Annotated in this window: 20 protein-coding genes and 1 pseudogene; 13 read left to right on the top strand and 8 right to left on the bottom strand. The window is 62.0% G+C overall.

Annotation, left to right across the window (positions count from 1 at the left end):
* The first annotated feature begins 72 nt into the window (after positions 1 to 72).
* Entirely contained in the window at positions 73 to 1,860 is a 1,788-nt protein-coding gene (locus QMO82_RS33490; protein WP_097616447.1) for an adenylate/guanylate cyclase domain-containing protein, read from the top strand.
* 52 nt (positions 1,861 to 1,912) lie between these two features.
* On the opposite strand, the pseudogene QMO82_RS33485 reads toward QMO82_RS33490, so the two are convergent.
* Positions 1,913 to 2,046, bottom strand: a pseudogene (locus tag QMO82_RS33485) (diguanylate cyclase); the annotation flags it as partial.
* 110 nt (positions 2,047 to 2,156) lie between these two features.
* Between QMO82_RS33485 and QMO82_RS33480 the strand changes: the two are divergent.
* Both QMO82_RS33480 and QMO82_RS33475 read left to right on the top strand, forming a co-directional pair.
* Positions 2,157 to 2,456, top strand: a complete 300-nt coding sequence (locus tag QMO82_RS33480) for a hypothetical protein (RefSeq protein ID WP_183609068.1) — start codon at positions 2,157 to 2,159, stop codon at positions 2,454 to 2,456.
* Between the two features lie 93 nt (positions 2,457 to 2,549).
* The gene (locus QMO82_RS33475) at positions 2,550 to 3,335 is read left to right on the top strand and encodes a DUF4274 domain-containing protein (RefSeq protein WP_183608943.1); all 786 of its coding nucleotides are present in this window, start codon (positions 2,550 to 2,552) and stop codon (positions 3,333 to 3,335) included.
* 85 nt (positions 3,336 to 3,420) lie between these two features.
* On the opposite strand, the gene QMO82_RS33470 is transcribed toward QMO82_RS33475, so the two are convergent.
* The 6 genes from QMO82_RS33470 to QMO82_RS33445 all read right to left on the bottom strand — a co-directional run bounded on the left by QMO82_RS33470 (position 3,421) and on the right by QMO82_RS33445 (position 12,487).
* On the bottom strand, positions 3,421 to 4,791 hold the full coding sequence (locus QMO82_RS33470) for an alpha-glucosidase/alpha-galactosidase (protein ID WP_183608942.1): 1,371 nt from the start codon (positions 4,789 to 4,791) through the stop codon (positions 3,421 to 3,423).
* 22 nt (positions 4,792 to 4,813) lie between these two features.
* Entirely contained in the window at positions 4,814 to 6,481 is a 1,668-nt protein-coding gene (locus QMO82_RS33465) for an ABC transporter ATP-binding protein (protein ID WP_183608941.1), read from the bottom strand.
* Between the two features lie 10 nt (positions 6,482 to 6,491).
* Positions 6,492 to 7,628: an ABC transporter permease gene (locus QMO82_RS33460; RefSeq protein ID WP_183608940.1), complete on the bottom strand. Its 1,137-nt coding sequence runs from the start codon at positions 7,626 to 7,628 to the stop codon at positions 6,492 to 6,494.
* A gap of 1 nt (position 7,629) precedes the next feature.
* Positions 7,630 to 8,637, bottom strand: coding sequence for an ABC transporter permease (locus QMO82_RS33455; RefSeq protein ID WP_183609067.1), 1,008 nt, complete (start codon positions 8,635 to 8,637; stop codon positions 7,630 to 7,632).
* A 171-nt stretch (positions 8,638 to 8,808) separates the two neighbouring features.
* Entirely contained in the window at positions 8,809 to 10,896 is a 2,088-nt protein-coding gene (locus QMO82_RS33450; RefSeq protein WP_183608939.1) for an ABC transporter substrate-binding protein, read from the bottom strand.
* A 124-nt stretch (positions 10,897 to 11,020) separates the two neighbouring features.
* Positions 11,021 to 12,487: an alpha-glucosidase/alpha-galactosidase gene (locus tag QMO82_RS33445; protein ID WP_183608938.1), complete on the bottom strand. Its 1,467-nt coding sequence runs from the start codon at positions 12,485 to 12,487 to the stop codon at positions 11,021 to 11,023.
* Between the two features lie 245 nt (positions 12,488 to 12,732).
* Between QMO82_RS33445 and QMO82_RS33440 the strand changes: the two genes are divergently transcribed.
* On the top strand, positions 12,733 to 13,575 hold the full coding sequence (locus tag QMO82_RS33440; RefSeq protein WP_183609066.1) for an AraC family transcriptional regulator: 843 nt from the start codon (positions 12,733 to 12,735) through the stop codon (positions 13,573 to 13,575).
* A gap of 18 nt (positions 13,576 to 13,593) precedes the next feature.
* Here the strand turns inward: QMO82_RS33440 and QMO82_RS33435 are convergent, their stop codons facing one another.
* Positions 13,594 to 14,655, bottom strand: coding sequence for a class I SAM-dependent methyltransferase (locus QMO82_RS33435; RefSeq protein ID WP_183608937.1), 1,062 nt, complete (start codon positions 14,653 to 14,655; stop codon positions 13,594 to 13,596).
* A 269-nt stretch (positions 14,656 to 14,924) separates the two neighbouring features.
* On the opposite strand from QMO82_RS33435, the gene QMO82_RS33430 reads away from it, so the two are divergent.
* The 9 genes from QMO82_RS33430 (at position 14,925) to QMO82_RS33395 (ending at position 23,857) form a co-directional block, all read left to right on the top strand.
* On the top strand, positions 14,925 to 15,245 hold the full coding sequence (locus QMO82_RS33430) for a helix-turn-helix domain-containing protein (protein WP_183608936.1): 321 nt from the start codon (positions 14,925 to 14,927) through the stop codon (positions 15,243 to 15,245).
* A 3-nt stretch (positions 15,246 to 15,248) separates the two neighbouring features.
* On the top strand, positions 15,249 to 15,509 hold the full coding sequence (locus QMO82_RS33425) for a hypothetical protein (protein WP_183608935.1): 261 nt from the start codon (positions 15,249 to 15,251) through the stop codon (positions 15,507 to 15,509).
* Between the two features lie 10 nt (positions 15,510 to 15,519).
* The gene (locus tag QMO82_RS33420; protein ID WP_183608934.1) at positions 15,520 to 15,759 is read left to right on the top strand and encodes a hypothetical protein; all 240 of its coding nucleotides are present in this window, start codon (positions 15,520 to 15,522) and stop codon (positions 15,757 to 15,759) included.
* Positions 15,749 to 15,949, top strand: coding sequence for a hypothetical protein (locus QMO82_RS33860; protein WP_183609065.1), 201 nt, complete (start codon positions 15,749 to 15,751; stop codon positions 15,947 to 15,949). Before QMO82_RS33420 ends, QMO82_RS33860 begins: the two co-directional genes overlap by 11 nt.
* A gap of 93 nt (positions 15,950 to 16,042) precedes the next feature.
* Entirely contained in the window at positions 16,043 to 18,604 is a 2,562-nt protein-coding gene (locus QMO82_RS33415) for an FAD-dependent oxidoreductase (RefSeq protein ID WP_183608933.1), read from the top strand.
* A gap of 331 nt (positions 18,605 to 18,935) precedes the next feature.
* Positions 18,936 to 19,916 (top strand): HlyD family secretion protein, encoded by a 981-nt coding sequence (locus tag QMO82_RS33410; protein WP_183608932.1) that lies wholly within the window; start codon positions 18,936 to 18,938, stop codon positions 19,914 to 19,916.
* A gap of 1 nt (position 19,917) precedes the next feature.
* Positions 19,918 to 21,126 carry an ABC transporter permease gene (locus QMO82_RS33405; RefSeq protein WP_183608931.1) on the top strand — a complete coding sequence of 403 codons (1,209 nt, stop codon included), beginning with the start codon at positions 19,918 to 19,920 and terminating at the stop codon, positions 21,124 to 21,126.
* The gene (locus QMO82_RS33400) at positions 21,123 to 22,259 is read left to right on the top strand and encodes an ABC transporter permease (RefSeq protein WP_183608930.1); all 1,137 of its coding nucleotides are present in this window, start codon (positions 21,123 to 21,125) and stop codon (positions 22,257 to 22,259) included. The genes QMO82_RS33405 and QMO82_RS33400 overlap by 4 nt, the downstream gene beginning before the upstream one ends.
* Before the next feature lie 77 nt (positions 22,260 to 22,336).
* Positions 22,337 to 23,857: a mechanosensitive ion channel family protein gene (locus QMO82_RS33395; protein WP_183608929.1), complete on the top strand. Its 1,521-nt coding sequence runs from the start codon at positions 22,337 to 22,339 to the stop codon at positions 23,855 to 23,857.
* The last annotated feature ends 7 nt before the right edge of the window (positions 23,858 to 23,864 follow it).

The raw sequence follows: 23,864 nt of genomic DNA, 5'->3' as shown, positions 1-23,864 counted from the left end.
TCTCACCAGCGGCTAAAAGTTTCTTCCTTGCCCTTTGTCTCCCTGCTATCGTGGAGGTGAGGAGACGGCGCCATGAGCGAGATCCGAAAGCTGGCTGCAATCCTGGCCGCGGACGTGGTCGGGTACAGCCGCCTTGCCGGTGCCGACGAGGACCGTATCCTGGCGCGGTTGCGGGCACTGCGTAGCGATCTCATCGATCCGACAATTGCCGTGCACCATGGCCGGGTGGTGAAGCGAACCGGCGATGGTGCGCTGGTCGAGTTCCGCAGCGTGGTGGACGCCGTGCGCTGCGCCATCGAGGTGCAGAACGGTATGGTGGAGCGCAACGACGGCGTGCCGCAGGACCGTCGCATCGAGTTCCGGATCGGCATCCATCTGGGCGATGTCGTCGAGGAAAGCGACGGCGATCTGATGGGCGACGGCGTCAACATCGCCTCGCGATTGGAAGGCGTCGCCGCGGCGGGCGCGATCTGCCTGTCCGAGGATGCCTATCGCCAAGTCAAGGCGCGGCTCGACCTCTCGGTCAGCGATCTCGGCAACACGCAGCTCAAGAACATCGCCGAGCCAATCCGGGTCTATTCACTGCAGGTCGGCAGCGCCGGGAGCAAGACAGCCGCGACCGCGCAAACGGCGAAGAACCAATTGGCGATGGGCCAACCGGCGACGGCAGTGTCGCCGAAGCTGTCGATCGCCGTCCTGCCCTTCGCCAACATGAGCGGTGACGCCGAACAGGACTACTTCGCCGACGGCATCTCGGAAGACATCATTACGGCGCTGTCGAAGCTGTCACAGCTCTTCGTCATCGCTCGCAATTCGTCGTTCACTTTCAAGGGCAAGAACGTCCAGGTGCAGGAGGTGGGCACCAAGCTCGGCGTGCGGCATGTACTTGAGGGCAGCGTACGCAAATCGGGCAACAGGGTACGCATCACCGCGCAGCTCATCGACGCGACCACCGGCGGGCATCTATGGGCGGAGCGGTTCGATCGCGAGCTCACCGACATATTCGCGGTTCAGGACGATGTCACGCAGCAGATCGTCGACGCGCTGGCGGTCAACCTGACCGAGGGCGATCGGAAAAGACTGGCGCCGGGGCAGACCCGGCACCCCGAGGCCTATGACTGCTTCTTGCGCGGCCGGGAGCTGTGGCACCGGCTGACGAAGCAAACGAACAGCGACGCCCGCGACCTTCTGCAACATGCCGTCGAGCTGGACCCGAACTTCGCCTCGGCGCACGCCTTCCTCGCCCTTACCCACGGCCTCGACTACCTGAACCGGTGGAGCGCCTCGCCACAGCGCTCTATCGAGCAAGCCGAAGAGGCTGCGACGCTGGCGGTAGCGCGGGATGAGAGCGATCCCGTTGCACATTGGGCACTGAGTGTGGTCAAGCTTTACGCGCGACAGCACGACAGAGCCATCAGCGAGGCCGAGCGTGCGATCGTCCTCAATCCGAACTTCGCCGAAGGGCAGGTCAGCCTCGGCGAGGCGCTGATCTATTCAGGCAGATCCGAGGAGGCACTCGCCTATTTCGATCGGGCGAGGGTCCTGAACCCGTATTTTCCGGATGTCGTTCTCCATTTTCAGGCCCTGGCCCTGTTTCAACTGCGAAGGTACGACGAGGCCGTCGAACTGTTGCTGCAGCGCGTGAGCCGCAATCCCGTCACCGATGTCTCGCGCGCGCTTCTGGCTGCCTGTTACGGACACCTCGGCCGTTTCGAAGAGGCTCGCGCGATGTGGCAAGAGGTGCTGCGCGTCAATCCCGGCTACTCATTGGAATACCGCCGCAAAGTCTTGCCCTTCAAGAACCCCGCCGATTTCGAGCTCGTCGTAGAGGGGCTACGCAAGGCCGATGTCGTAGAATGACGGGGGTTAGTGTCCGATCTTGAACTTGAAGAGTGCTTTAACGCCGCAAGCGGCCGACACGGCCGAAACAATCGTTGCGGCGGACATTCTGATGGATGCGATGGGCAAAGTCGCGCAGCACGAGATCGCCGGCGTGGTGGCCGAGGCGATCGTGATGTGCTTGAAATTGTCGATTTCGAAGACAGCTGTGGCTACCTTATGACTGCGTCAACCACCGGGTCGATCGTCAAAAGTTTCAATTGACCGCTTCCGATGGCGAGGCGACACTCGTCTGCAGCGAGGCAGGAGGAAAGACGATGGATGAGCCGGACAGCTGGCGCCACATGGCAAGCGCTCCGAAAGACGGCAGCCGGATCCTGGTGACGATCCGCGCGTCCGAACAGGGGCCGGCGGAAGTTGACCTTGCCTATTGGTCGCATGGCGATCAGTTCGGCGGGGAAGGCTGGCGCGCCTCGGATTCCTCGCCTGGGCACATCATCGAATATGCCGAGCCGGAGTTGAAGTGCTGGATGCCGATGCCCTCGGCCAATCGCACTTCGATGCCCTCCCCCTGGGAAGGCGACGACGCCCAGCAGCTCGACGGCTCCGGGATCTAGGGACTCGCGCCCAAACAATCGTCGAGTTAGTAGGCGATCGATCAATCCCACGGGCAGAGCGATGGCCGACAAATTTGACAATAACAACGGGCCATGATCGATTGGTTGACCGGTCGGTCCCCGGATGCTCGCCATGCCATTGCAGAAGATCTGAACTTCGACTTCGCTGAAGATGTGTTCGAGTGGATACTGACGCAGCCGGACTGCGATCTGGCAACTGCCGCAAGCTATTTCTGGCGAGCAGAACCTTTGGAGCGTCTCGAAGATCCCATCTTCTTCAAGGAGGAGAACTTGACGATCCAACGGCTGGTAGACCGCGTCAATGCAGGTTTTTACAGCCGGTCAGAGATTTTCTATGGCGGGCAGGAGCTGCAAGAAGGCGAAGAGGTGTGTAGGTGGACAGTTGAAGAAGCCGAGGATCTGCGAGAGTTTGCGCGCGCCCATAAGGCTTCTGATCTTCCCTGGACTTTACCTGAGGCGTTAGTGCCGCCGTTCGGACATCGCGCAGTCCGCATCTCAGATGAAGAAGATCCCGATAAATCGGAAGAGCTCCGAATGCTCTTTGCCGGGCTCGGTACAGGTTCCGGACTAATTCCAGCAGAAATGATGGGGGCCGATCCGCTTTCAAGAAATATGCCGCAGCCGGCGCAGCAACTTACCGTCGGAAAAAGAGCAGCAGCGCCGAGCGGTTCGGCCTTCACGCCGTTGTACCTTTATATCGCATTCGTTGTGACGGGATGGGGACTTATCTACATCTTTGATCCTCCCAGGCTCGTCTATACGGGGATGGTCATATGCTGCTTGCACTTCGGGTTCATGACGTTCGGGAAAGTGTGGTCTGGACTGAAACAGAAGGCCGACAAACGAGTAACCCCTTAATCGCAAAACGCCCCACCTCTCACGCAAAAGCCCCGCGGTGTGTTGCCACCGCGGGGCTCTTTGACGCCCGACCCGGGAGAGAGGGTCAGGCAGCCTGAACTTTCCTAGATGTGCGCGCCCATTCGGGCAGCCAGTCGCCGTGGGTGGCGAGCAGGTCGTCGACCAGCGACCAGATCTGGTCGAGGTCGAGTTCGGCCGCCGTGTGCGGGTCCATCATCGCGGCGTGGTAGATGTGCTCGCGATTTTCCGTCATCAGCGCCTGCACCGTCAGTTCCTGGACGTTGATATTGGTGCGCATCAGCGCGGTCAGCTGCGGCGGCAGGGCGCCGATGAAGGTCGGCTGGATGCCGGAAGCATCGACCAGGCAGGGCACTTCGGCGGCGCAATTTTCCGGCAGCGAGGTGATGCAGCCATTGTTGCGGACATTGCCGTAGATCACCGAGGGTTCGCCGGTCCAGACCGAGTTGATGATCGAGGAGGCATATTCCTTCGACGGCTCGACCTCGATCTTGTCGGCGCTGCGATAGGCCTCGGCCTGGCCCTTCCAGCGCTCGATCTGCTCGATGCAGCGCTTCGGATATTCATCGAGCGGAATGCCGAATTTCTCGATCAGGTCGTCGCGGCCCTCCTTGATGAAATAGGGCGTGTATTCGGCGAAATGCTCCGAGCTCTCGGTGACGAAATAGCCGAGCCGGGTCAGCATCTCATAGCGCACCTTGTTCGGGCAGCGCGGGTTCCAGCCGGGCTTCGGCGCCCTGCCCTCGCGGTAGCCGCGCAGGAGATCGGGATAGAGGTTCCGGTAGGATCCGTCGGCCTGGCGATGCTCGAATTTGAGGTAAAAGGCCATGTGGTTGATACCGGCGGCGCGATAGCGGATTTCCTCGTAGGGAATGTCGAGGTCATGGGCGAGTTCCATCGCCGTGCCCTGCACCGAATGGCAGAGGCCGACCTGACGAATCGCAGGGTATTTCTCCGATATCGCCCAGGTGTTGATCGCCATCGGGTTGACATATTGCAGCATGATCGCCTCGGGGCAGACGGCGAGCATGTCCTCGCAGACCTTCCAGAGATGCGGCACGGTGCGAAGCCCGCGCATGATGCCGCCGACACCGAGCGTATCGGCGATCGTCTGGCGCAGCCCGTATTTCTTCGGCACTTCGAAATCGGTAACCGTGCAGGGCTCGTAGCCGCCGATCTGGAAGGCGACGACGACGAAATCGGCGCCGGAAAGCGCCTTGCGCTGGTCGGAATAGGTCTCGGCCTTGGCCTTGACGCCGAGCGTCGAGATCAGCTTGTTGACGACGATGGCGCTTTCTTCCAGCCGCTGCGGATTGAGATCCATCAGGGCGATCGTTGCGCCCGACAGCGCCGGACGCTGCAGCACGTCGCCGATGATGTTCTTCATGAAGACGGTGGAGCCTGCTCCGATGAACGTGATTTTGGGATTTCCTGCCATTAGTGCCTCCGGCATTCGATAATCATGCTACCTCGAAAGCGGCCTTGACGAGCCGTTCGGTGTAGGCGGTCTTGGGATGGGTGAGAACTTCGTGGACGGGCCCCTCTTCGACGATCTTGCCATGCTGCATGACGATGACGCGATGGCAAAGCGCCCGCACCACCTTGAGGTCGTGGGAGATGAAGAGGTAACTTAAGCCGCGCTCGTCCTGCAGCTTGCGCAAGAGTTCGATGATCTGCGCCTGGACGGAAAGGTCGAGTGCGGATGTCGGCTCGTCGAGCAGGATGAATTCCGGTTCCAGCGCGATGGCGCGGGCAATGGCGATGCGCTGGCGCTGGCCGCCGGAAAATTCATGCGGGAAACGCGACAGGATATTGCCGGGCATGCCGGCGGCGATGAGCGCCTCGCTCACCCGGTCCTGCCGTTCGCCGCGGGTCGCCCCAAGCTTGTTGACGACCAGCCCCTCCTCGATGATCTGGCCGATCGTCATGCGCGGGTTGAGCGATGAGAACGGATCCTGGAACACCACCTGCATGCGGGCGCGCAAGGGCCGCATCTCCGCCCTGGAAAGATTGTGGATCGGCTGGCGGTCGAAATGGATCTCCCCGGCCTCCGGCGTGTTGAGCCGCAGGATCGCCTGGCCGAAGGTGGTCTTGCCGGAGCCGGATTCGCCGACGAGCCCAAGCGTCTCGTGACGGCGGAGCGTCAGGTCGAGGCTGTCGACGGCGACAAGCTCGCGCATCGCCGGCTTCAGAAAAGTGCCGTGGCGCATCATGAAGGCGACGCGCACACCCTTGGCGTCAAGGATGACATCCGATCCCTCCGGCAGCGGATTGGCTTGCCCACGCGGTTCGGAGCCGAGCAGATGCCTGGTATAGGCATGCTGCGGATTGGCAAACAGCGCCTCGGTGACATTGTGCTCGCGCACCTCGCCATGCTGCATCACATAGACGTAATCCGAGAACTGCCGCACCACCGTCAGGTCGTGGGTGATGAGGATGACGGCCATCCCCAATTCCTTCTGCAGGTTGCGGATCAGGTTGAGAATCTGCGCCTGCACGGTGACATCGAGCGCCGTCGTCGGCTCGTCGGCGATCAAGACGTCGGGATCGTTGGCGAGCGCCATGGCGATCATCACCCGCTGGCGCTGGCCGCCGGACAGCTGATGCGGATATTGCATGAGCCGCGCGGCCGGATCGGGGATCTGCACATGTTCGAGCAGTTCGAGCGCCCGCTTTTGCGCATCCCGCTTGCTGATCCGGCGATGGACGCGGATCGCCTCGACGATCTGGCTGCCGATCGTATAGATCGGGTTCAACGAGCTCATCGGCTCCTGGAAGATCATCGAGATGCGGTCGCCGCGCAGCTTGCGACGCGCCCGCTCGGAAAATTTCAGGATGTTGCTGCCGTCATAGGAAACGGTCGATTTGTCGGAGACGACGGCGCGCTTCGACAGGAGCCCCATCACCGTTCGCGCCGTCACCGATTTACCCGAGCCGGATTCGCCGACGATGGCGATGGTCTCGCCGCGATAGAGCTGGAAGGAGACGTCCTTGACGGCCTCGACCATGCCGTTCTCGACCTTGAAATTGACCGCCACATTGCGGGCGTCGATCACCGGCGTGTCCGAACGGCCGTCATGATCGTGGCGGACGGGCGGGGCGAAGGAATTGACCAGTGCGAGAGCCATATCAATCACCTCAATAAGGATCGACTGCGTCGCGCAGTCCGTCGCCGAGCGCATTGAAGGCGAAGACGGTGACGAGCACGAAGCCGACGGGGGAGAGAATCCACGGATAGGAGCCGATTACCGAATAGGTCGCCGTATCCTGCAGCATCAGCCCCCAGGAAATCAGCGGCGGCTTGACGGCAAAACCGAGGAAACCGAGGAAGGATTCCAAGAGCACGACGCTTGGTATGGCGAGCGTCACCGCGACGATGACGTGGCTCATCACGTTCGGGAAGATATGCTGCAGGATGATGCGGGTGTCGGTGGCGCCGACGGCCATCGCCGCCCGGACGTAATCGATGCGGGCGAGTGCCAAGGTCTTGCCGCGCACCTCGCGCGACATCTGCGCCCAGCCGAGCGCCGACATCACGGCGATGACGAAGGCAAGGAAGACATTGGTCGGCGCCGTCACCGGGATCAGCGAGGTCAGCGCCAGATAGAGCGGCAGCTGCGGGAAGGCGAGCACCAGTTCAACGAAGCGCTGCAGCCAGACATCGAAGGTGCCGCCGAAATAACCGGAGACCATGCCGACGGTGGTGCCGATGACGGTGACGATGGTGACCACGGTCAGCGCGATCATCAGCGAAATGCGCGAGCCGATGATGGCGCGCGACAGCACGTCGCGGCCGAACTTGTCGGTGCCGAGGAAATGCACCGGCTGGCCGTCGGTCGAGCCGAAGAAATGCCGGCTGGCCGGGATCAGGCCGAGAAGGTTGTATTCAGCGCCTTTGACGAAAAAACCGAGCAGCCGCGGATTGTCGTAATCGACGCCGACGATCGGCTGGAAGGTGACCGGGTCGAGCTCTTCGGAATCGGAGAGCGCATAGACGCGCGGCTGGAAGACGAAATTGCCGTCCTTGTCGTGGAAGCTCATCACCTGCGGCGGTGCGAAACCGACATCGGTCGCCTTCGGGTCCATCGGCGCGAAGAAATCGGCAAAGATCGCCATGAACAGCAGCAGCCCGACCAGCACCAGCCCGGCCATGCCGGTCCAGGAGCGCCGCAGCCGGCGCCAGACGAGCGCCAGATAGCTCTCGCCGCCGTGCGAAGGCTTCTTGATCGCGGGTTCGGTTGTCGGCGGTGTGTCGGAAGAATCGAAAGCCAGCATGTCAGGCTCCTCCGAACTGGCGGACGCGCGGATCGAGCAAAGCCAGCAACATATCGGCGATGATATTGCCGACGATCAGTGTTGCCGACAGCACCATCATGAAGGTGGCGGTGACATAGACGTCGCCGACCGCCATCGAGCCGACGATCGCCGGGCCGACGGTCGGCAGGGCGAAGATGATGGCGGTTTCGATCTCGCCGGTCAGCATGTAGGGCAGCACGACCCCCTGATACATCACAAGCGGATGCAGGGCATTGGGCACCGCATGGCGCATCACCACCGCGGCGCCGGACAGGCCCTTGGCCTTGGCCGTTTCGACATATTGGGCATTCAAAGTATCGAGCAGATTGCCGCGCATGACGCGCATATTGTAGGCGAGCCCGCCGAAGGTGGCGATCGCCACGACAGGCCAGACATGCTGGACGAGATCGGCGAATTTCGCCCAGGACCAGGGCGCCCCGCCATATTGCGGCGAGAAGAAGCTGCCGATCTCGGAAACGTTGAATTGGAAGACCAGGAGATAGACGATGATCAGCGCCATCAGGAAGCGCGGCACCGTCATGCCGAGGAAGGAAATTCCCGAAAGCAGGCTGTCGATCCAGCTGTATTGGCGGGTCGCCGCCCAGATGCCGAAGCCGATGCCGAGCACCGAGGCGAAGATGTGACAGACGAGCGCCAAGAGCAGCGTGCGCGGCAGCCGCTCGGCGACGACGTCGGCCACCGGCTTGTTGTAGAACATGCTGTAGCCGAAATCCCCGCGCGTGACGATGCCGCCGATCCAGTTGACGTATTGGACGACCAGCGGCTTGTCGAGGCCGTGTTCGACCCGGTAGGCCTGCGCCTGGGCTTCGGCCTGGGCGTAGGAAGCGCCACCCTGGTTGATCAGCTGGGATCTTATATAATCGGCATAATCGCCGGGCGGCGCCTGGATGATCGCGAAAGTCACCACGCTCAGGATGAAGAGAACGGGGATCGCGGAGGCTATGCGCACGAGCAGGAATCGCAACATCGAACGGTTCGCTTCGCTTTGCCGCCAGTCGCTCCTTGTCGGCGCGGCCGGCTTGTTGGTCATATCAGGCCGCGCGCCACGCGCGGCCTGAGTCTCACGTCAGCTGGGAGGGAACCCCCGCGCATCGCATCACCTGCGACGCGCTTTGGCTCTTTGTCCTGATGACAGGCATCAGTTGATCGGGCCCTTATCGCCGGGCTTGCCGGGCAGCTGTTCGGGGAACAGCTCATATTTGCCCTGCTTGTCGGCGGCCACCCACAGGCGTTCGCGGATGATCGAGTCTTCAGCCCAGTTGAACATGAAGATCGGCGTCCCCTGCGGCACGTTGGAGAAGCGCTTGTTGATGATCAGCGCGCCCGGATATTCGGTCAGACCGACGGTGTTGACGTGCTCGGTCGAGATCTTCTGATACTGTTTCATCAGATTGACGCGATCGTCATTGCTCTGGCTGGTGGTGAACTTGTTGACGACGTCGACAAGCTCCTGTTCGAACGGCATCAGATCGAGCTTGTCGTCCTTGCCGGCACGATGGTTCCAGCTGGTGCGCGGACCGACCGGAGCGAGCTGCTCGGTATTCTGCACCACCGACGACAGTTCCGTCGTGTTGCGCTGGATCAGCCAGTCGAAGCGACCGGAATAATGCGCTTCGTCACGCTTCGCCCCGTCGAGCCCGTTGATGATAACCTTCAGCCCGAGCTTTTCCATCTGGCCGACGACACCTTCGCCGAGGCTCTTGTCGGTCGTATAGTCGTTGTTGACGAGCAGAACGATTTCGACATTCTTGCCGCCGGCCGTGCCGGCCGGGAAGTTCACGATGCCGTCGCCATCCGTATCCTTGAGGCCGGCCTTGGCAAGCTCCGCCTTGGCGCCCTTGAGATCGAAGGGATAGTAGACGGTGGAGTTGCGGTCGTAGAAGCTGGTGCCGGAGGACAGCCCGCCCGGATAGATCGCGGTGAACGGTCCCTTGACCAGCGAGTCGCCGATCGCCTTGCGGTCGAGCGCCATGGTGACGGCCTTGCGGAAGTCCTCGTTGCGGTTCAGCTCGCGGATCGCCTGGCCGCGCTCGTCCGGGTTGCCCCAGCCATTGGCGGAGAAGTTCATGCGCAGATTATAGCCGATCAGGCGCGGACCGAAGGCAAGACGGGCGGGCGCGGTCTTTTCGGCGGCGCGCTTCAGCGAGGCGACGAAGTTTTCCGGCTGCTCGAGGTTGGAGATGTCGGCCGATCCCGCCACCGCCTGAACGTCACGGTCGGCCCAGGTCGAGAGCTTGTAGTGCAGCTCGTTGAGATAAGGCAGCTGATCGCCCTTCTCATCGACCTTCCAGTAATAAGGATTGCGGCGCATGACGATGATGTCGTCGGAACGATATTCCACCGGCACCCAGGCGCCCATGACAGGCATGTTCATGAAGGCGGGCGGGAAGGCGTTCTTGAACTGGTCGTAGGTGTTCTTCGAATATTTCGGGTGCTGCGGCTTCAGGATATGCGACGGACCCGGGCAGAAGTTCGGGTAGGACATCGTGTAGAGATATTGCTTCGGGAAGGCCTCCTTGAAGGTCCACTCGACGGTATAATCGTCGATCTTCTTCAGCGTCGTGCCGACGCCGAAAGCTTCCGGCGAGGCGCCGCCGCCGAGCGGCGAGACATTCGGATCGACGACTTCATCGTCCCAGTAGAACATGATGTCGTCGGCATTGAACGGCGCACCGTCCGACCATTTGGCGCCTTCGACCAGGTGCATGGTCAGCTTATGGCCGTCGGCGGACCAATCCCAGCTCTTGGCGAGGTTCGGCAGCGGCTCGGTATCCTTGGCTTCCACCTGGAACAGCGGCGCGGTGCGCGTCAGGCATTCGGAGAGGCCGATATCGATGCCGCCCCAGCCCTGGGTCTGGCCGGCGCCGTAGTTCCAGCCTTCCGGCCGGCCGCCGATGACGTGGCGCATCGTATCGCCGTAGACACCGATGCCGTCGGGCATATTGCTTGTTTTGAAGACCAGCGGCTCCTTCGGCAGCCGGTCCTTGACCGGCGGCAGCTTGCCGGTGGCAACGAAATTCTTGGTGACCCAGTCGGGCTCGTGATATTCGGGCAGCGCCTTGAACTCCAGGATGGAGTCGCGCGCCACATATTTGATCTTGCCTTCGGCCGGGAATTCCGCCGGCGCCGGCGGAACGGTTGCCTCGGAAGCATAGGCATTCAGCGCCAGCACCGAGACGCCAAGCGCCAGGCCGGCCAGAATGCCTGTTTTGCGGAAATTCATCATCGTTTCTCCCTCTGTTCCGGAGCGCGGATCACACGGGCTCCTTTTCCTCGCACGATGTGAAAGCCGGGCATGATGTCATGGATTTCCCTCCCGGAAACCCATGACCACCCATCCTTCACTAGATTCAGACGGCCTGTTTCAGAGCCGCCTTTTCGGCGCGCAGCTCCTCGATCGAACGGACGGTGCGGCGCGCAGCCCCCGCCCAGTCGCGGGTCTGCACCTTCGATTTCGACAGCCGCTCCTTGGCGGCCGGCACGGCATCGGCATATTGCGGCAGCCAGCGGGCCTGGGCAACGACCATCTCGTCGACCATCTGCCAGACCTCCTCCGGCGTCGAGACGGCGCCGACCAGCGGATCGTGCAGCACGGCGAGCTTCAGAAGGTCGATGTCGCCTGAAATGGCGGCATGCACCGACATGCGCTGGACGTTGATCGAGGCGATGCAGGTGGCCGCACAGGCTTCCGGCAGGGTGACGCCGGAGACCATGTTGATGCCGAAGCGGTCGACGAAACCCGGCGATTCGATGATCGCATCGAACGGCAGGTTGGTGATGATGCCGTTGTTCTTGACGTTGAAATGGCCGCGATAGACCCGGTTCGTCTCCAGCGCCTCGAGAATGTGGCTGGCATGCTCGTTCGAGCGCTTGGCCGGATCGATCGGCTTGGCCGCGGATTCCAGGAATTGCGGAAATTCGGTCTCGAACCAGTTACGCGTTTCCGTCGAGTGCCGGAGATAGCCGCCGGTCTCGCCGTGGATCCAGTCGGACATGTCGATCCAGCGGGTAATTTCCTCCGGCCGCTTGCGATACCAGGGCAGATATTCCGAGAGATGGCCGTTGCTTTCGGTGGAATAGACGCCGAACCGCTTCAGCACGTCGATGCGCAGTTTTTCCTGCTGCGAATAGACCGGATGCGCCTCGAAGGCGGCAACCAGCTCGTCCTTGCCGATCTTGCGGCCGTTGAGGCGCAGGTCGATGAACCAGGTCTGGTGATTGATGCCGGAACAGATGTAGTCGAACTCGCTCAGCGACTTGGCGCCGAGCACCTCGGCGATCTGCTCGGCGCCGTGCTGGACGCCATGGCAGAGGCCGACGGTGTCGACCTTGCCATATTCGATCGCCGCCCAGGTGTTCATCGCCATCGGGTTGGCATAGTTGAGGAACTTGGCGCCGGGCTCGGCGACCTCCCTGATATCCTTGCAGAAGTCGAGGATGACCGGGATGTTGCGCTGGCCGTAGAGGATGCCGCCGGCGCAGATCGTATCGCCGACACACTGGTCGATGCCGTATTTCAGCGGAATTCTGATATCGTCAGCATAGGCTTCAAGCCCGCCGACCCGGACACAGCTGATGATGTAACGGGCGCCTGTCAGCGCCTGGCGCCGATCGGTCGTCGCCGTCACCTTGGTCGGCAGCCCGTTCGCCTCGACGATGCGATCGAGTATCGCCTTGATCATTTCGAGATTGTGTTCGCTGAGATCGGTCAGCGCGAATTCGATGTCGCGAAACTCCGGAACGCACAAGATGTCGGTGAACAGCTTCTTGGTGAAGCCGACGCTGCCCGCACCGATGATAGCGATTTTGAAACTCATGATCTTCACCTCGACCCAATGGAATGCTAGAGAACAAGACGGTTTATGGAGGATCAGGCCCCATGCCGGCGCATGGGGTTAAAAAGCCGTAAAACTGCCTGTTTTCCTCCCGGCCGCTCTATCGACCGTCGTCTCGTCTTTGTTGTCGAGCGGGATTATGCCCGAAATCGGCGGACCGACCAGAGAAGGATTATGCTTTCAGGGGTAATTTTGTGCTGCAGGATTTAATCGCCAACGGACAGTCGATGAGGACGGTTTCGCTGCCCCGCGGCCGCCAGCGGCTGCATGCCATGCCGACCAGCACCGGCTATGAAGTGCGCGAGAACGAAACCTATGACTGGGACGGCCGAAGGCGCGGCCAGACGCCCTTCACGGTGCTGCAGCACACGATCAGCGGCTCGGGCCGGCTGCGCTACCAGAACCGCAATTATCGCCTTCAGGGCGGTGACACGCTGCTGGTGCTCGTCCCGCACAATCACCGCTACTGGCTGGAGAAGGGCGAGCGCTGGGAATATTTCTGGATCTCGATGAATGGCGAGGAAACGCTGCGCATCCACCAGCTGGTGCTGTCGACCGCCGGGCCGGTGCTGAAGCTGCAGCGCTCGACCATCGATCATCTGGCCGATTGCAGCCTGCGCCTCGTCAAGGGCGCGACGTCGCCCGGTGCGGCCTCGGCGGTTGCCTATGAGGCGGCGATGGCGCTCTACGACGACGTCTTCGGCTCGCCGGCCTTTGCCGCCGAGCTCAGCCCGATGCAGCTGGTGATCGACCATATCAATGCCAATCTCGAAAAGCCGCTGCCGGTCAGCGAGCTCGCCGGCATCGTCGGCCTCAGCCGCGCGCATTTCTCGCGCAGCTTCGCCGAGAGCGAGGGGGTGCCGCCGGCCGAATTCGTGCTGCAGCAGCGCCTGCAGCGCGCCGTCAAGCTGCTGACCAAGGCCGACTTCCTGCCGGTCAAGGAAGTCGCCATTATGTGCGGCTTCGAGGACGCCAACTATTTCTCCAAGGTCTTCCGCCGCGTCTACGGCACAAACCCCACCGAATTCCGCACGACCGGCATGTATGCCAGCATCGGCAAGCTGAAATAGCAGGCTCCCCGGCTTTCTTCAGGCCCGAACCTCGAACACCATGTTGAACGGGGTTTCGGTGGCGCGGCGGAAATGTTTGAAGCCGGCGTCGAGCGCCACCTTGCGAAGCTTCATTTCCCCCGCCTGGGCGCCGAGACCGAGCCCGACTTCCTGGGAGAGCGATGCCGGCGTGCAGATCATCGTCGAAGCGCCGTAATAGACGCGGCCGACAGGATTGAGATTGTCCTTCAAATGGTCATGGGCGAAGGGCTCGACGATCAGCCACGTGCCGTTCGGGGCGAGCGTTTCCTTGACATGCCGGCCGGCGCCGACCGGATCGCCCATGTCGTGCAGGCAGTCGAACATGGCGACCATATCATAGCCGCGCCCGGGAAATTCCGCCGCCTTGCCCTGCTCGAACGTCACCCGGTCGGCGACGCCGGCCTCCTTGGCGGCGGCCTTGGCTCTTTCGATCGACGGGCCGTGATAATCGAAGCCGGTAAAATGCGAGGCGGGATAGGCCTGCGCCATCAGGATGGTCGAGGCGCCGTGACCGCAGCCGACATCGGCGACACTGGCGCCGGCCTTGAGCTTTTCGTCCATCCCGGCAAGGGCGGGAATCCATTCGTTGACGAGATGGCTGTTGTAGCCGGGGCGGAAGAACCGCTCGGTGCCGCGGAAAAGGCAGGTGCTGTGCTCATGCCAGCCGAGCCCCTTGCCGGTGCGGAAGGCATCGGCGATCTTCGGCTCGTCCATCCACATGGATTGCACGACCTCGAAGGCGCCGACGAAGAAGGCCGGGCTGTTTTCCTCGGCAAACACCATCGCCTGTTCCGCCGTCAGGCTGAAACGATCGGTTTTTTCATCGTAAGCGACATAATCCGCGGCCGCCTGGGCGCTCAGCCATTCCCTGAGGTAGCGCTCCTTCACCCCCGTTTTCGCGGCAAGCTGCTCAACGGTCAAAGGCGTTCCGTCGGCCATCGCCTTGAACAATCCGACCTGGTCGCCCAGCACGACCAGGGCCCCTGACATGGCGGCGCCGACATCCCCAACAAGACGACCGACGAGCGCATCGAGTTTCTGCATATCTGGCTCACGCATTGTTACCTCCCGGGTGCGTGATAAAGGAGGCGTTAAATTAGACTTTAATAATATTCAGTCAATCAACCTTGCCGTTTCACCAGATGAGCGTGAAGTGTTGAAGGTCGAAGGAATGTAGGAGCGGCGTTTAAGATACCAGCAGAGTCCGAACTGGCCAGTCGCGCTCCCAATCCATGCGCTTGCTCTCATCATCATCGCTTGTATCGAGATTACATTTTTCATATCATCCACTGGAAGAAGCGCTACACTTTTGATGCAAGGTTATTGTTTTGAGCCTATCTTCCGCCCAATGCCGCGCTGCGCGTGCCCTGTTGGCCTGGTCTCAGGACGACCTTTCATCGGCCTCAAAAGTCGCCAAAGCGACGATTGCCAATTTCGAGGCCGGCAAGCGCTCTCCCTATGAGCGAACCCTTCAGGATATGAAGCACGCCCTGGAAGGCGGCGGGGTTATTTTCATCCCGGAAAACGGCGGCGGTGCGGGCGTTCGCCTGGCAAAACGTGCACATCCCTCGATCGATACGAATGAGACAGAGACGGTTCAATATGAAGAATATCTCGAAAACGACGCACCGCCCGGTGCCGGTGGCTGAATAATGGCAAAGAAAGAAAAGCTCGAACATTCCGAATTGGCCGGAGAGTTCACCGATGACGGGATCACGGTGCTCGTCGACATCTTCCGCACATCGGGCAGCAATGAAGACTGGACGATGGAGGTGGTCACGCAGGCAGAGGATCTGATCCGCTGGGACGAGCCTTTTGCGACCGACCGGGAGGCTTTCGACGAATTCCTGGCCGTCGTCGCCCGGGACGGCATTCGGTCGTTTCTCGAAGATGACGAGCCATCCGTGCATTGAGGGATATCCCGTGAAAAGCATCAATGACCTTGTGGCATCGGCGAAAACCGTCTGCGATCGATACCGGGCCGGGCGGATGGAGCGCGAGACCGTGCGGGAATGGGTTCTCGGACTGGGCGCCTATCCGGCGCCGCATGGAGACCGCGTGCGCGAAGCCGTGGAATGGTTCCGGCTGCACAATCGCGAGCCTGTTTCGGAAGACATCGTGCTCGTGGACATCGACCGGCTGAAGGCGATTTCTGCGCCGTAATCCCGGGGCGCTGGCATGTTCCTGGAATTCTCCAGCCTCGACCCCGGCTGGCGCAATCACGCCGGTCCTAGGCGGCGTAGGACCAATGGCGATCATGAGCCTGATGCATAATGCCCTCGTCGCAAGTCGAGGGCGGCGACTGCATAATTCCTTAAATCGGAATCGATTTAAGGAGAAAATTATGCAGTAATTCAAGGTGTTACAGCGTCCTTTTGCGCGTCTTTTCAGACGCGCGGCGCTGTAAATAAATTTTAGTTCGTCCGATAAGTAGAAGGAACAGCACGTGGCAGCATTTCCGGAAAAGGCAAAGGTCGTCATCATCGGCCTCGGCGGTATCGTCGGCGCCTCCATCGCGCATCATCTCGTCGAGCGCGGATGGGACGATATCGTCGGCATCGATAAGTCGGGCATACCGACCGATATCGGCTCGACAGCCCATGCCTCGGACTTCTGTTACACCACGAGCCACGACTATCTCTCCGTCTGGACCACGCAATATTCGATCGATTTCTACGAGAAGATGGGCCATTACGCCCGGATCGGCGGCCTCGAAGTGGCGCGCACCGGCGACGATAGCTGGATGGAGGAAATCAAGCGCAAGCTGTCCTCGGCACGGGCTTTCGGCACGCGCGCCCATTATGTCAGCCCGTCCGAGATCAAGGAGAAATTCCCGCTGATCGAGGAAGATCAGGTGATGGGCGGCCTTTACGATCCGGATGCCGGCCTCGTCATCCCGCGCTCGCAGACCGTTGCCGGCAAGCTGGTCGATGCCGCCGAAAAGGCAGGCAAGCTCAAGGTGTTCGGCAACACGCCGGCAAAGTCGCTGATCGTCGAAGGCGGCCGCATCAAGGGCGTCGTCACCCATCGCGGCACTATCATGGCCGACCACGTCATCGTCTGTGCCGGTCTCTGGGGGCGCCTGATCGCCGAGATGGTCGGCGAAGACCTGCCGGTCATGCCGGTCGACCACCCGCTCACCTTCTTCGGTCCCTATAACGAGTTTGAAGGCACCGGCAAAGAAATCGGCTTCCCGCTGCTGCGCGACCAGGGCAACTCCGCCTATATGCGCGATACCGGCGACCCGGCGACGACCGAGGGCGGCCAGATCGAGTGGGGCTATTACGAAGCCGCCAATCCGCGCATGTGCCATCCGCGCGATCTTCTCGAAAAACACGAAGCACGGCTTTCGCCTTCGCAGCGCGATCTCGAGATGGAACAGATCATCGAGCCGCTCGAGCGCGCCATGGAACTGACGCCGATCCTCGGCGAACTCGGCTATAACGAGGGTCACTCGTTCAACGGCCTGCTGCAGGTTTCCGCCGGCGGCGGCGCATCCTGCGGCGAGAGCCAGAAGGTGCGCGGTCTCTGGTATTGCGTCGCCATCTGGGTCAAGGACGGCCCAGGCTACGGCAAGCTGATTGCCGACTGGATGACCGATGGCCGGACAGAAATCGATCACAACAGCATCGATTATGCCCGCTTCTATCCGCATCAATTGACGGAAGAGTTCATCGAGGGGCGCTGCTACGAAGCCGCCCAGAAGATCTATTTCCCGGCTGTCCACACCCGCGAACCCTACGCATCCGGCCGCAACGCCAAGCGTTCACCCTTCTACGAGCGCGAGAAGGAGCTTGGCGGCTACTTCATGGAGCTTGGCGGCTGGGAGCGTGCACACGGCTACGCCGCCAACGAGCACCTTCTGGAGAAATACGCCGACCGCGTTCCGCTGCGTGAGAACGAATGGGACAGCCGCCATTTCTGGCGCGTGTCGAATGCCGAGCATCTGGCGATGAGCGAGGATTGCGGCATCGTCAATCTCAGCCACTTCCACATGGTCGATATCGAAGGACCTGACCATGTCGAGCTGATGGAATGGCTGTGCGCCGCCAAGGTCGGCGGCGACGCAAACATCGGCAAGGGCGTTTACACCCACTTCCTCGACGACGAAGGCATGGTGCGCGCCGACTTCACCGTCTTCCGCATGGCCGACCGCTGCCGTCTGGTCAACGGCGCCGATGCCGGCCCGCGCGACCTGCACTATATGAAGCGCGTCGCCCAAGACCGTGGCCTTGACGTGACCATCACCGACGTCTCGGAAAAATTCGTGACGATCGGCATCTGGGGTCCGAACGCACGCGACACGCTGAAGAAGGCCGTGGCCGATCCGGCCGGGCTCGATCCGGAAAACTTCGCCTTTACGGCGATCAAGCCGATCGAAATCGCCGGCAAGCCCGTCACCGCCTTCCGCATCTCCTATGTCGGCGAGCAGGGCTGGGAACTGCACATGAAATACGAAGACGGCCTCGCCGTCTGGGATGCGCTGCGTTCGACCGGCGTGATGGCCTTCGGCGTGGAAACCTATGCAAACTCGCGCCGCATGGAAAAGAGCCTGCGCCTGCAGAACGCCGACCTCCTGACCCAGTACAACTTGATCGAAGCCGATCTCGCCCGTCCGAAGGTCAAGGAAGCCGATTTCCGCGGCAAGGCGAAGCATCTGGAATACAAGGCGCGCGAGCACCAGCCGGCCATGCTCTGCACGCTTGTGATGACCGAAAATACCGACAAGTTGGGCGTCAAGCGTTATCCCGTCGGCAACCTGCCGGTTGTCGACCCTGCCACGGGAGAGGTTCTGGTCGACGCGCTGGGCCGTCGCTCCTACACAACCTCGATCGCCTACGGCCCGACGGTCGGAAAGAATATTGCCTTGGCCTATTTGCCCTGGTCACATTGCCAGGTCGGACGTAAGCTGAACGTCGAGTATTTCGCCGAGACTTATCCGGTTGAGGTTGTCGGCGTCGGCTACAAGCCGATCTATGACCCGGAAAATCTGAAGCCGCGCAGCTAAGCACATAAGCACTCAAGCACTTGTGGCGCCTCAAGCACGGGGGCGCCACAAACATGAGGTTGAGCCGCTTGGCTGAAAACAACGAGAAATCTCGGAGTTAGAACCACTCCGTTATATGCGGAGCGTGCACGTCGCCCGCCGTTTCGAACAAGACAGGGACGCACGGGGGAGGCCCACACTCTCCCGCGGGTAAGGTTGCGAGACTCTCGCCGAGCGGACCGGTTGTCACATAGAAACAGTCATTTGACATCTCTCCGGCGACCGGCAATGCTGGCCTACCAGTCTTCCACATGCATCCAGGCTACGTCATTCGGCAAGGGAAAAGTGGATCATGACAGCTTCCAGAATTCTTCGGCCGGTGATCGCCTTGGCGGTTCTGGCAGCACTCGGCATTCTGCTCTGGTTTGCAACACGCCCGCCGCCGCTGATCGTCCAAGGCGAGGTCTCCGCCAATCGGGTCGATATCAGCCCACGTGTCTCCGGCCGCATTGCCAAGCTGAATGTCGATGTCGGCGATAATGTCGAGGCCGGGGCTGTCATCGCCGTGCTCGAAAGCCCTGAGCTGACGGCGGCACTTCATATGACGGAAGCCGCCCTTTCCGTTTCGCAAGCCGATCTTGCCCGCGTCAACAGCACGCGGCCGGAGACGATCGATGCCGCCAATGCCGAACTGGCTGCGGCTGCGGCGGATGTGACCCTCTACCAGGAAGAGTCTGCGCGTCAGACAAGGCTGATCACCACCGGCGCGTCGACCCAGGCTCAGGCGGAGCAGGCGGCCCGCAATCTTGAAGCGGCGATCCGCAAGCGCGAATCCGCCGAGGCCAATGTGCGGCTTGTTGTCGCCGGCTCCAGCAAGGAAGAGAAGGCGCTTGCCGCCGCGCAGGTCGAACAGACGCGCGCCTCGCTCAACCAGCAGCAGGTCAACGTTTCCGAACTGACGATCCACGCGCCGATCTCCGGGCAGGTCACGACGAGGGTTGCCGAACTCGGCGAGAATTTCAGTGCCGGCGCGCCGCTGTTTTCGATTATCGATCTCCAGAATCCCTGGTTCACGTTCAACCTGCGCGAGGATCTGCTGAGAGGCCTGAAGGTCGGGGACGATTTCGATGTCGTCGTGCCGGCAATCGGCCCCGACAAGACCGCGGTCAAGGTGACCATGATCAATGCGCAGGGCCAGTACGCGACATGGCGGGCGACGCGGGCGACCGGTGATTTCGATCTCAGGACGTTCGAGGTGCGCGCCGTTCCGATAAAATCCGTGGATGGCCTGCGGCCCGGCATGAGCGTCATCGCCGCCTGGTCGGAGCGTTGACATGACGCCGCGCGGGCGGGTGCACCCGGGTTTCCTGCTCGTCTTCGCACGGGAGTTCCACTGGTTTCGCCGCCGGCCGTTCCTGCTGTTCCTGACGACGGTCCTGCCGCTGCTGCTGATGGGCCTTCTGGCCGCGGTTTTCAGCGCAGGTCTGGCAACTCGCCTGCCGATCGCCGTGCTCGATCAGGACGGCACCGATCTGTCGCGCCGGATCATCCGCATGGTCGATGCCAGCCAAGATACGGCGGTCGCCCTTGCCGTCAGCGACCTCGCCGAAGGCCGGCAGCTCATCCTCTCCGGCGAGGTTCACGGCCTGCTCATGCTGCCGCGCAATCTCGAGCGCGACGTGTTGTCCGGCCGCCGGCCGGAGGTGGTGTTCTTCTACAACAGCCAGACGATGACGACCGGCAATCTGGTGCTGCGTGGCGTCAACGCCGCCGTCCCGACCGTGGCGGCGGGCATCAGATTGTCATTGCGCACGGCCCAGGGAGAGCCGGTCGACGCGGCACAGGCCGCTCTCGCTCCCGTTCCGGTGCAGGTAAACCCGCTCTTCAACCCCACCCTCAACTATGCCCATTTCCTGCTTGCCGCCCTGATGCCCAGCGTGCTGCAGGTGGTGATCATCACGACGATGGCCTATTCGCTCGGCCTCGACGTCGAGAGCCGCCACCGGCTGCGCATCCTCCGGCGGCTCGGCGGCGGGTTGTGGCCCGCCCTGGCGGGCAAGATCCTCCCCTATACGCTGATCTTTCTCGCCGTGCTCGGCATCGCCGATCTGGTCCTCTTCGACCTTCTCGACATGCCGCTGCGCGGCGATCGCTGGCTGCTGCTGATGGCCGGCACCCTGTTCATCCTGGCAAGCCAGTTCATCGGCGTGCTGCTGGCGCTGTTGCTGCGGCCGATGGCGAGCGCCATCAGCATCGGCTCGCTGCTCGCCGCGCCCGCCTTCGGCTTCATGGGCATCGGTTTCCCGAGGATCGGCATGAACGACTTCGCCTACTATTATGGCCAGATGATCCCCGGCACATGGTATCTGATGGCAAGAATCGACCAGACGATCCGCGGCACGCCGCTCGATCTGTCGTGGAAACCGATCCTGGTGCTGCTCTTCCTCGTCGTTCTGCTTGCATCCGTCACCGTGCTCCGGCTGGAGACGATGCGATCGAGGAACAGGCGCGAGGCGTCGGCATTGCCGGAGGCCGGCCGATGAACGGTGTGCTGGCGACCTGCCGCATCGAATTGCAGCGCATCCTGTCGCTGCGGCCGGCATTCTCCGTGCTCATTCTGGCGGCCTGCATCTATGCGGCCCTCTATCCCCAGCCCTACCGGGGCGAGGCCCTGCGCGACGTGCCGATCGCCCTCGTCGATCTCGACGGCACCGACAGCAGCCGGCAGTTCGCCCGCCGCGTCGAAGCCTCGGCCGATGTGTCCATCGGCGTCGAACTGCCCGACGAGCCAAGCGCCGAGCGCGCGGTCTTCGGCCGCCAGCTCTACGGCATCCTCGTCATCCCGAAATATTTCGAGCGCGACCTGCTGCACGGACGGCAGTCGCCGGTGGCGCTCTATGCCGATGCCAGCTATTTTCTGATCTATTCGCGCATCTCCGGCGGCGTCTCGGCCGTCGCCAAGACTTTCGGCGCCGAGGTCGAGACCGCAAGACTGGTCGCCATGCATGTCGATCCCGCCGTCGCCGCCGCGGCCTCCGACCCGATGCCGCTGACGACGGTGCCGCTCTTCAACCCTCAGGGCGGCTACGCCACTTATCTCCTGCCCGCCGCCTTCGTTCTCCTCCTGCAGCAGATGCTGCTGATCGGCGTCGGCCTGCTCGGAACGCTGCGAGACGACGGGCGCGCTGGTTCTTCGGCCGGCGCGCTCGCAACCGTGCTCGGCAAGCTGCTCGCCTACCTCATCCTGGAGGCGGTGGTGCTGCCCTTCTATCTGATCGCGCTGCCTTATCTCTACGACATTCCTAGGCTCGGGGGACCGCTCATCATCTTCGCCGTCTCGCTGCCCTTCGTGCTTTCCGTCAGCGCGCTCGGTATGGTCGTCGCGGCATTGTTCCGCAGCCCCCTCACCGTCCAGCTGGTGTTCGCGGCGATCGGCATCCCCTTCCTGTTTCTCGCTGGCTTTTCCTGGCCGACCGAGGCCATGCCGAAGGCGCTGCAATATCTGGCGCTCCTGGTTCCCAGCAGCGCCGCCATCAACGGAATCGTCTCGGTATCGCAGCTCGGGGCACCGCTGAGCGACGTCCGCGCTCCATTTCTGACGCTCTGGGCGCTGGCACTATTTTACGGTTGCCTCGCGGTCGGATTGGAAGTCAGGATGCGGCGGAGCCATCATTAGAATTCAAGAGTGAGGCACGATGTTGATCGAAAAACGCTCACACTTTTCGGCATCGCGCTCAGCCAAATGGACAGTCGATGCTTGATAATCCCACATGGTCCGGAGTGCTTGCCGATCCTGTCGTTCAGGCCGGGACATTGGCCGTGGTCGGCGCGGTCGTCACGCGTATAGCGCTTCGACCCTTCCCAAGCTGGAAGCTTGCAGGCCAGGTGTTCTTCTTCGCGGCGCTGACCGTTCTGCTGCTCTATCACGACATCGTGCCCTATGAAGTCGGGCCGGCGCCGGCTTCGACCTTCGAACGTGTCTTCATCGCCCTTGCCAAGGTGGTCTGGTGGATCAATGCCGCCTGGGCGCTGATCGCCTTCGTCCGCGTCTTCCTGATCTTCGAGCGCCAGCCGCGAGAGGGCCGCCTCGTTCAGGACCTGGTCATCGGCCTGATCTATCTTGGCGCGATCCTCTCGGTGGTCGCCTATGTCTTCAGCTTTCCGGTCGGCACGCTGATCGCCACCTCGGGCGTCTTTGCCATCATCCTCGGCCTTGCGATGCAAAGCACCCTGAGCGACGTCTTTTCCGGCATCGCGCTCAATCTCGGCCGGCCCTATTCGATCGGCGACTGGATCGTGCTGAATGACGGTATCGAAGGCCGTGTCGTCGAAACCAACTGGCGTTCGACCCATCTCCTGAACGGCTCGAACGATCTGGTGGTGCTGCCCAACAGCTTTCTCGCCAAGGTCGGGCTGACCAATCTCAGCAGTCCCGACCGCAGCCATGGGGCGACGCTGACGGTCCGGGTCGTGCCGACGATCGGGCCATCGGCGATCATCGAGGTCATGCGCACCGTGCTGTTGAGCAGCGGTTCGATCCTGACCGAACCGAAACCCGGCGTGCAGATCAAATCGCTGACATCGGATGCAGTGGAACTGGAACTCTCCTTCCGCGTCAGGGATATCGGCCAGGCGGGGCTGGCTAAGAATGAGATCTTTGATCTCATCTACCGCCATATCAAGGCGGCCGGCCTCACTTTGGCGCGGCCGATCGATGCCGCCGGCCCACCGCCCGATCAACTGCAGTCGGAGGAGATGGCGAAGCCGCACCGGCCGACGCCGCTCAAGCTTCTCGACGCCATCCCGCTGTTTTTCTCGCTGACCGAGGACGAGAAGGAAACGCTCGCAGCCTCCATGACCCGGCGGACCTACAAGAAGGATTCCATTCTCATCGAACAGGGCGATACGGTCGCATCGCTGATGATCGTGCGCAGCGGTGCCCTCGTCGCCACACGGCGGGAGGGCCACAAGGAAATCGAACTCGGCCGGTTGGCGCCGGGCGATTATTTCGGCGAAAGCGGGCTGCTGATCGGCGTCGGCGAGGCCGCCAGCCTGCGGGCGCTGACCTTCGTCGTCGTCTACGAGATTGCCCAGGCAAGCCTGACGCCACTGCTGCACGACCGGCCCGGCATCGCCGAAGAGCTTGCCGCCACCCTCTCGCGCCGCATCGAAACCGGCCAGCACTCCTTCGCGAGCGAAGGCGCCACGCTGAACGGCGGCTCGATGAACTCGCTGGTGACGCGAATCCGTCACCTGTTCCAGGTGCCGCAGTAGGCTTCGC

The organism is Rhizobium sp. BT04, from assembly GCF_030053135.1.
Classification (GTDB): domain Bacteria; phylum Pseudomonadota; class Alphaproteobacteria; order Rhizobiales; family Rhizobiaceae; genus Rhizobium; species Rhizobium binxianense.
This window is presented reverse-complemented; position numbering and strand designations above follow the sequence as displayed.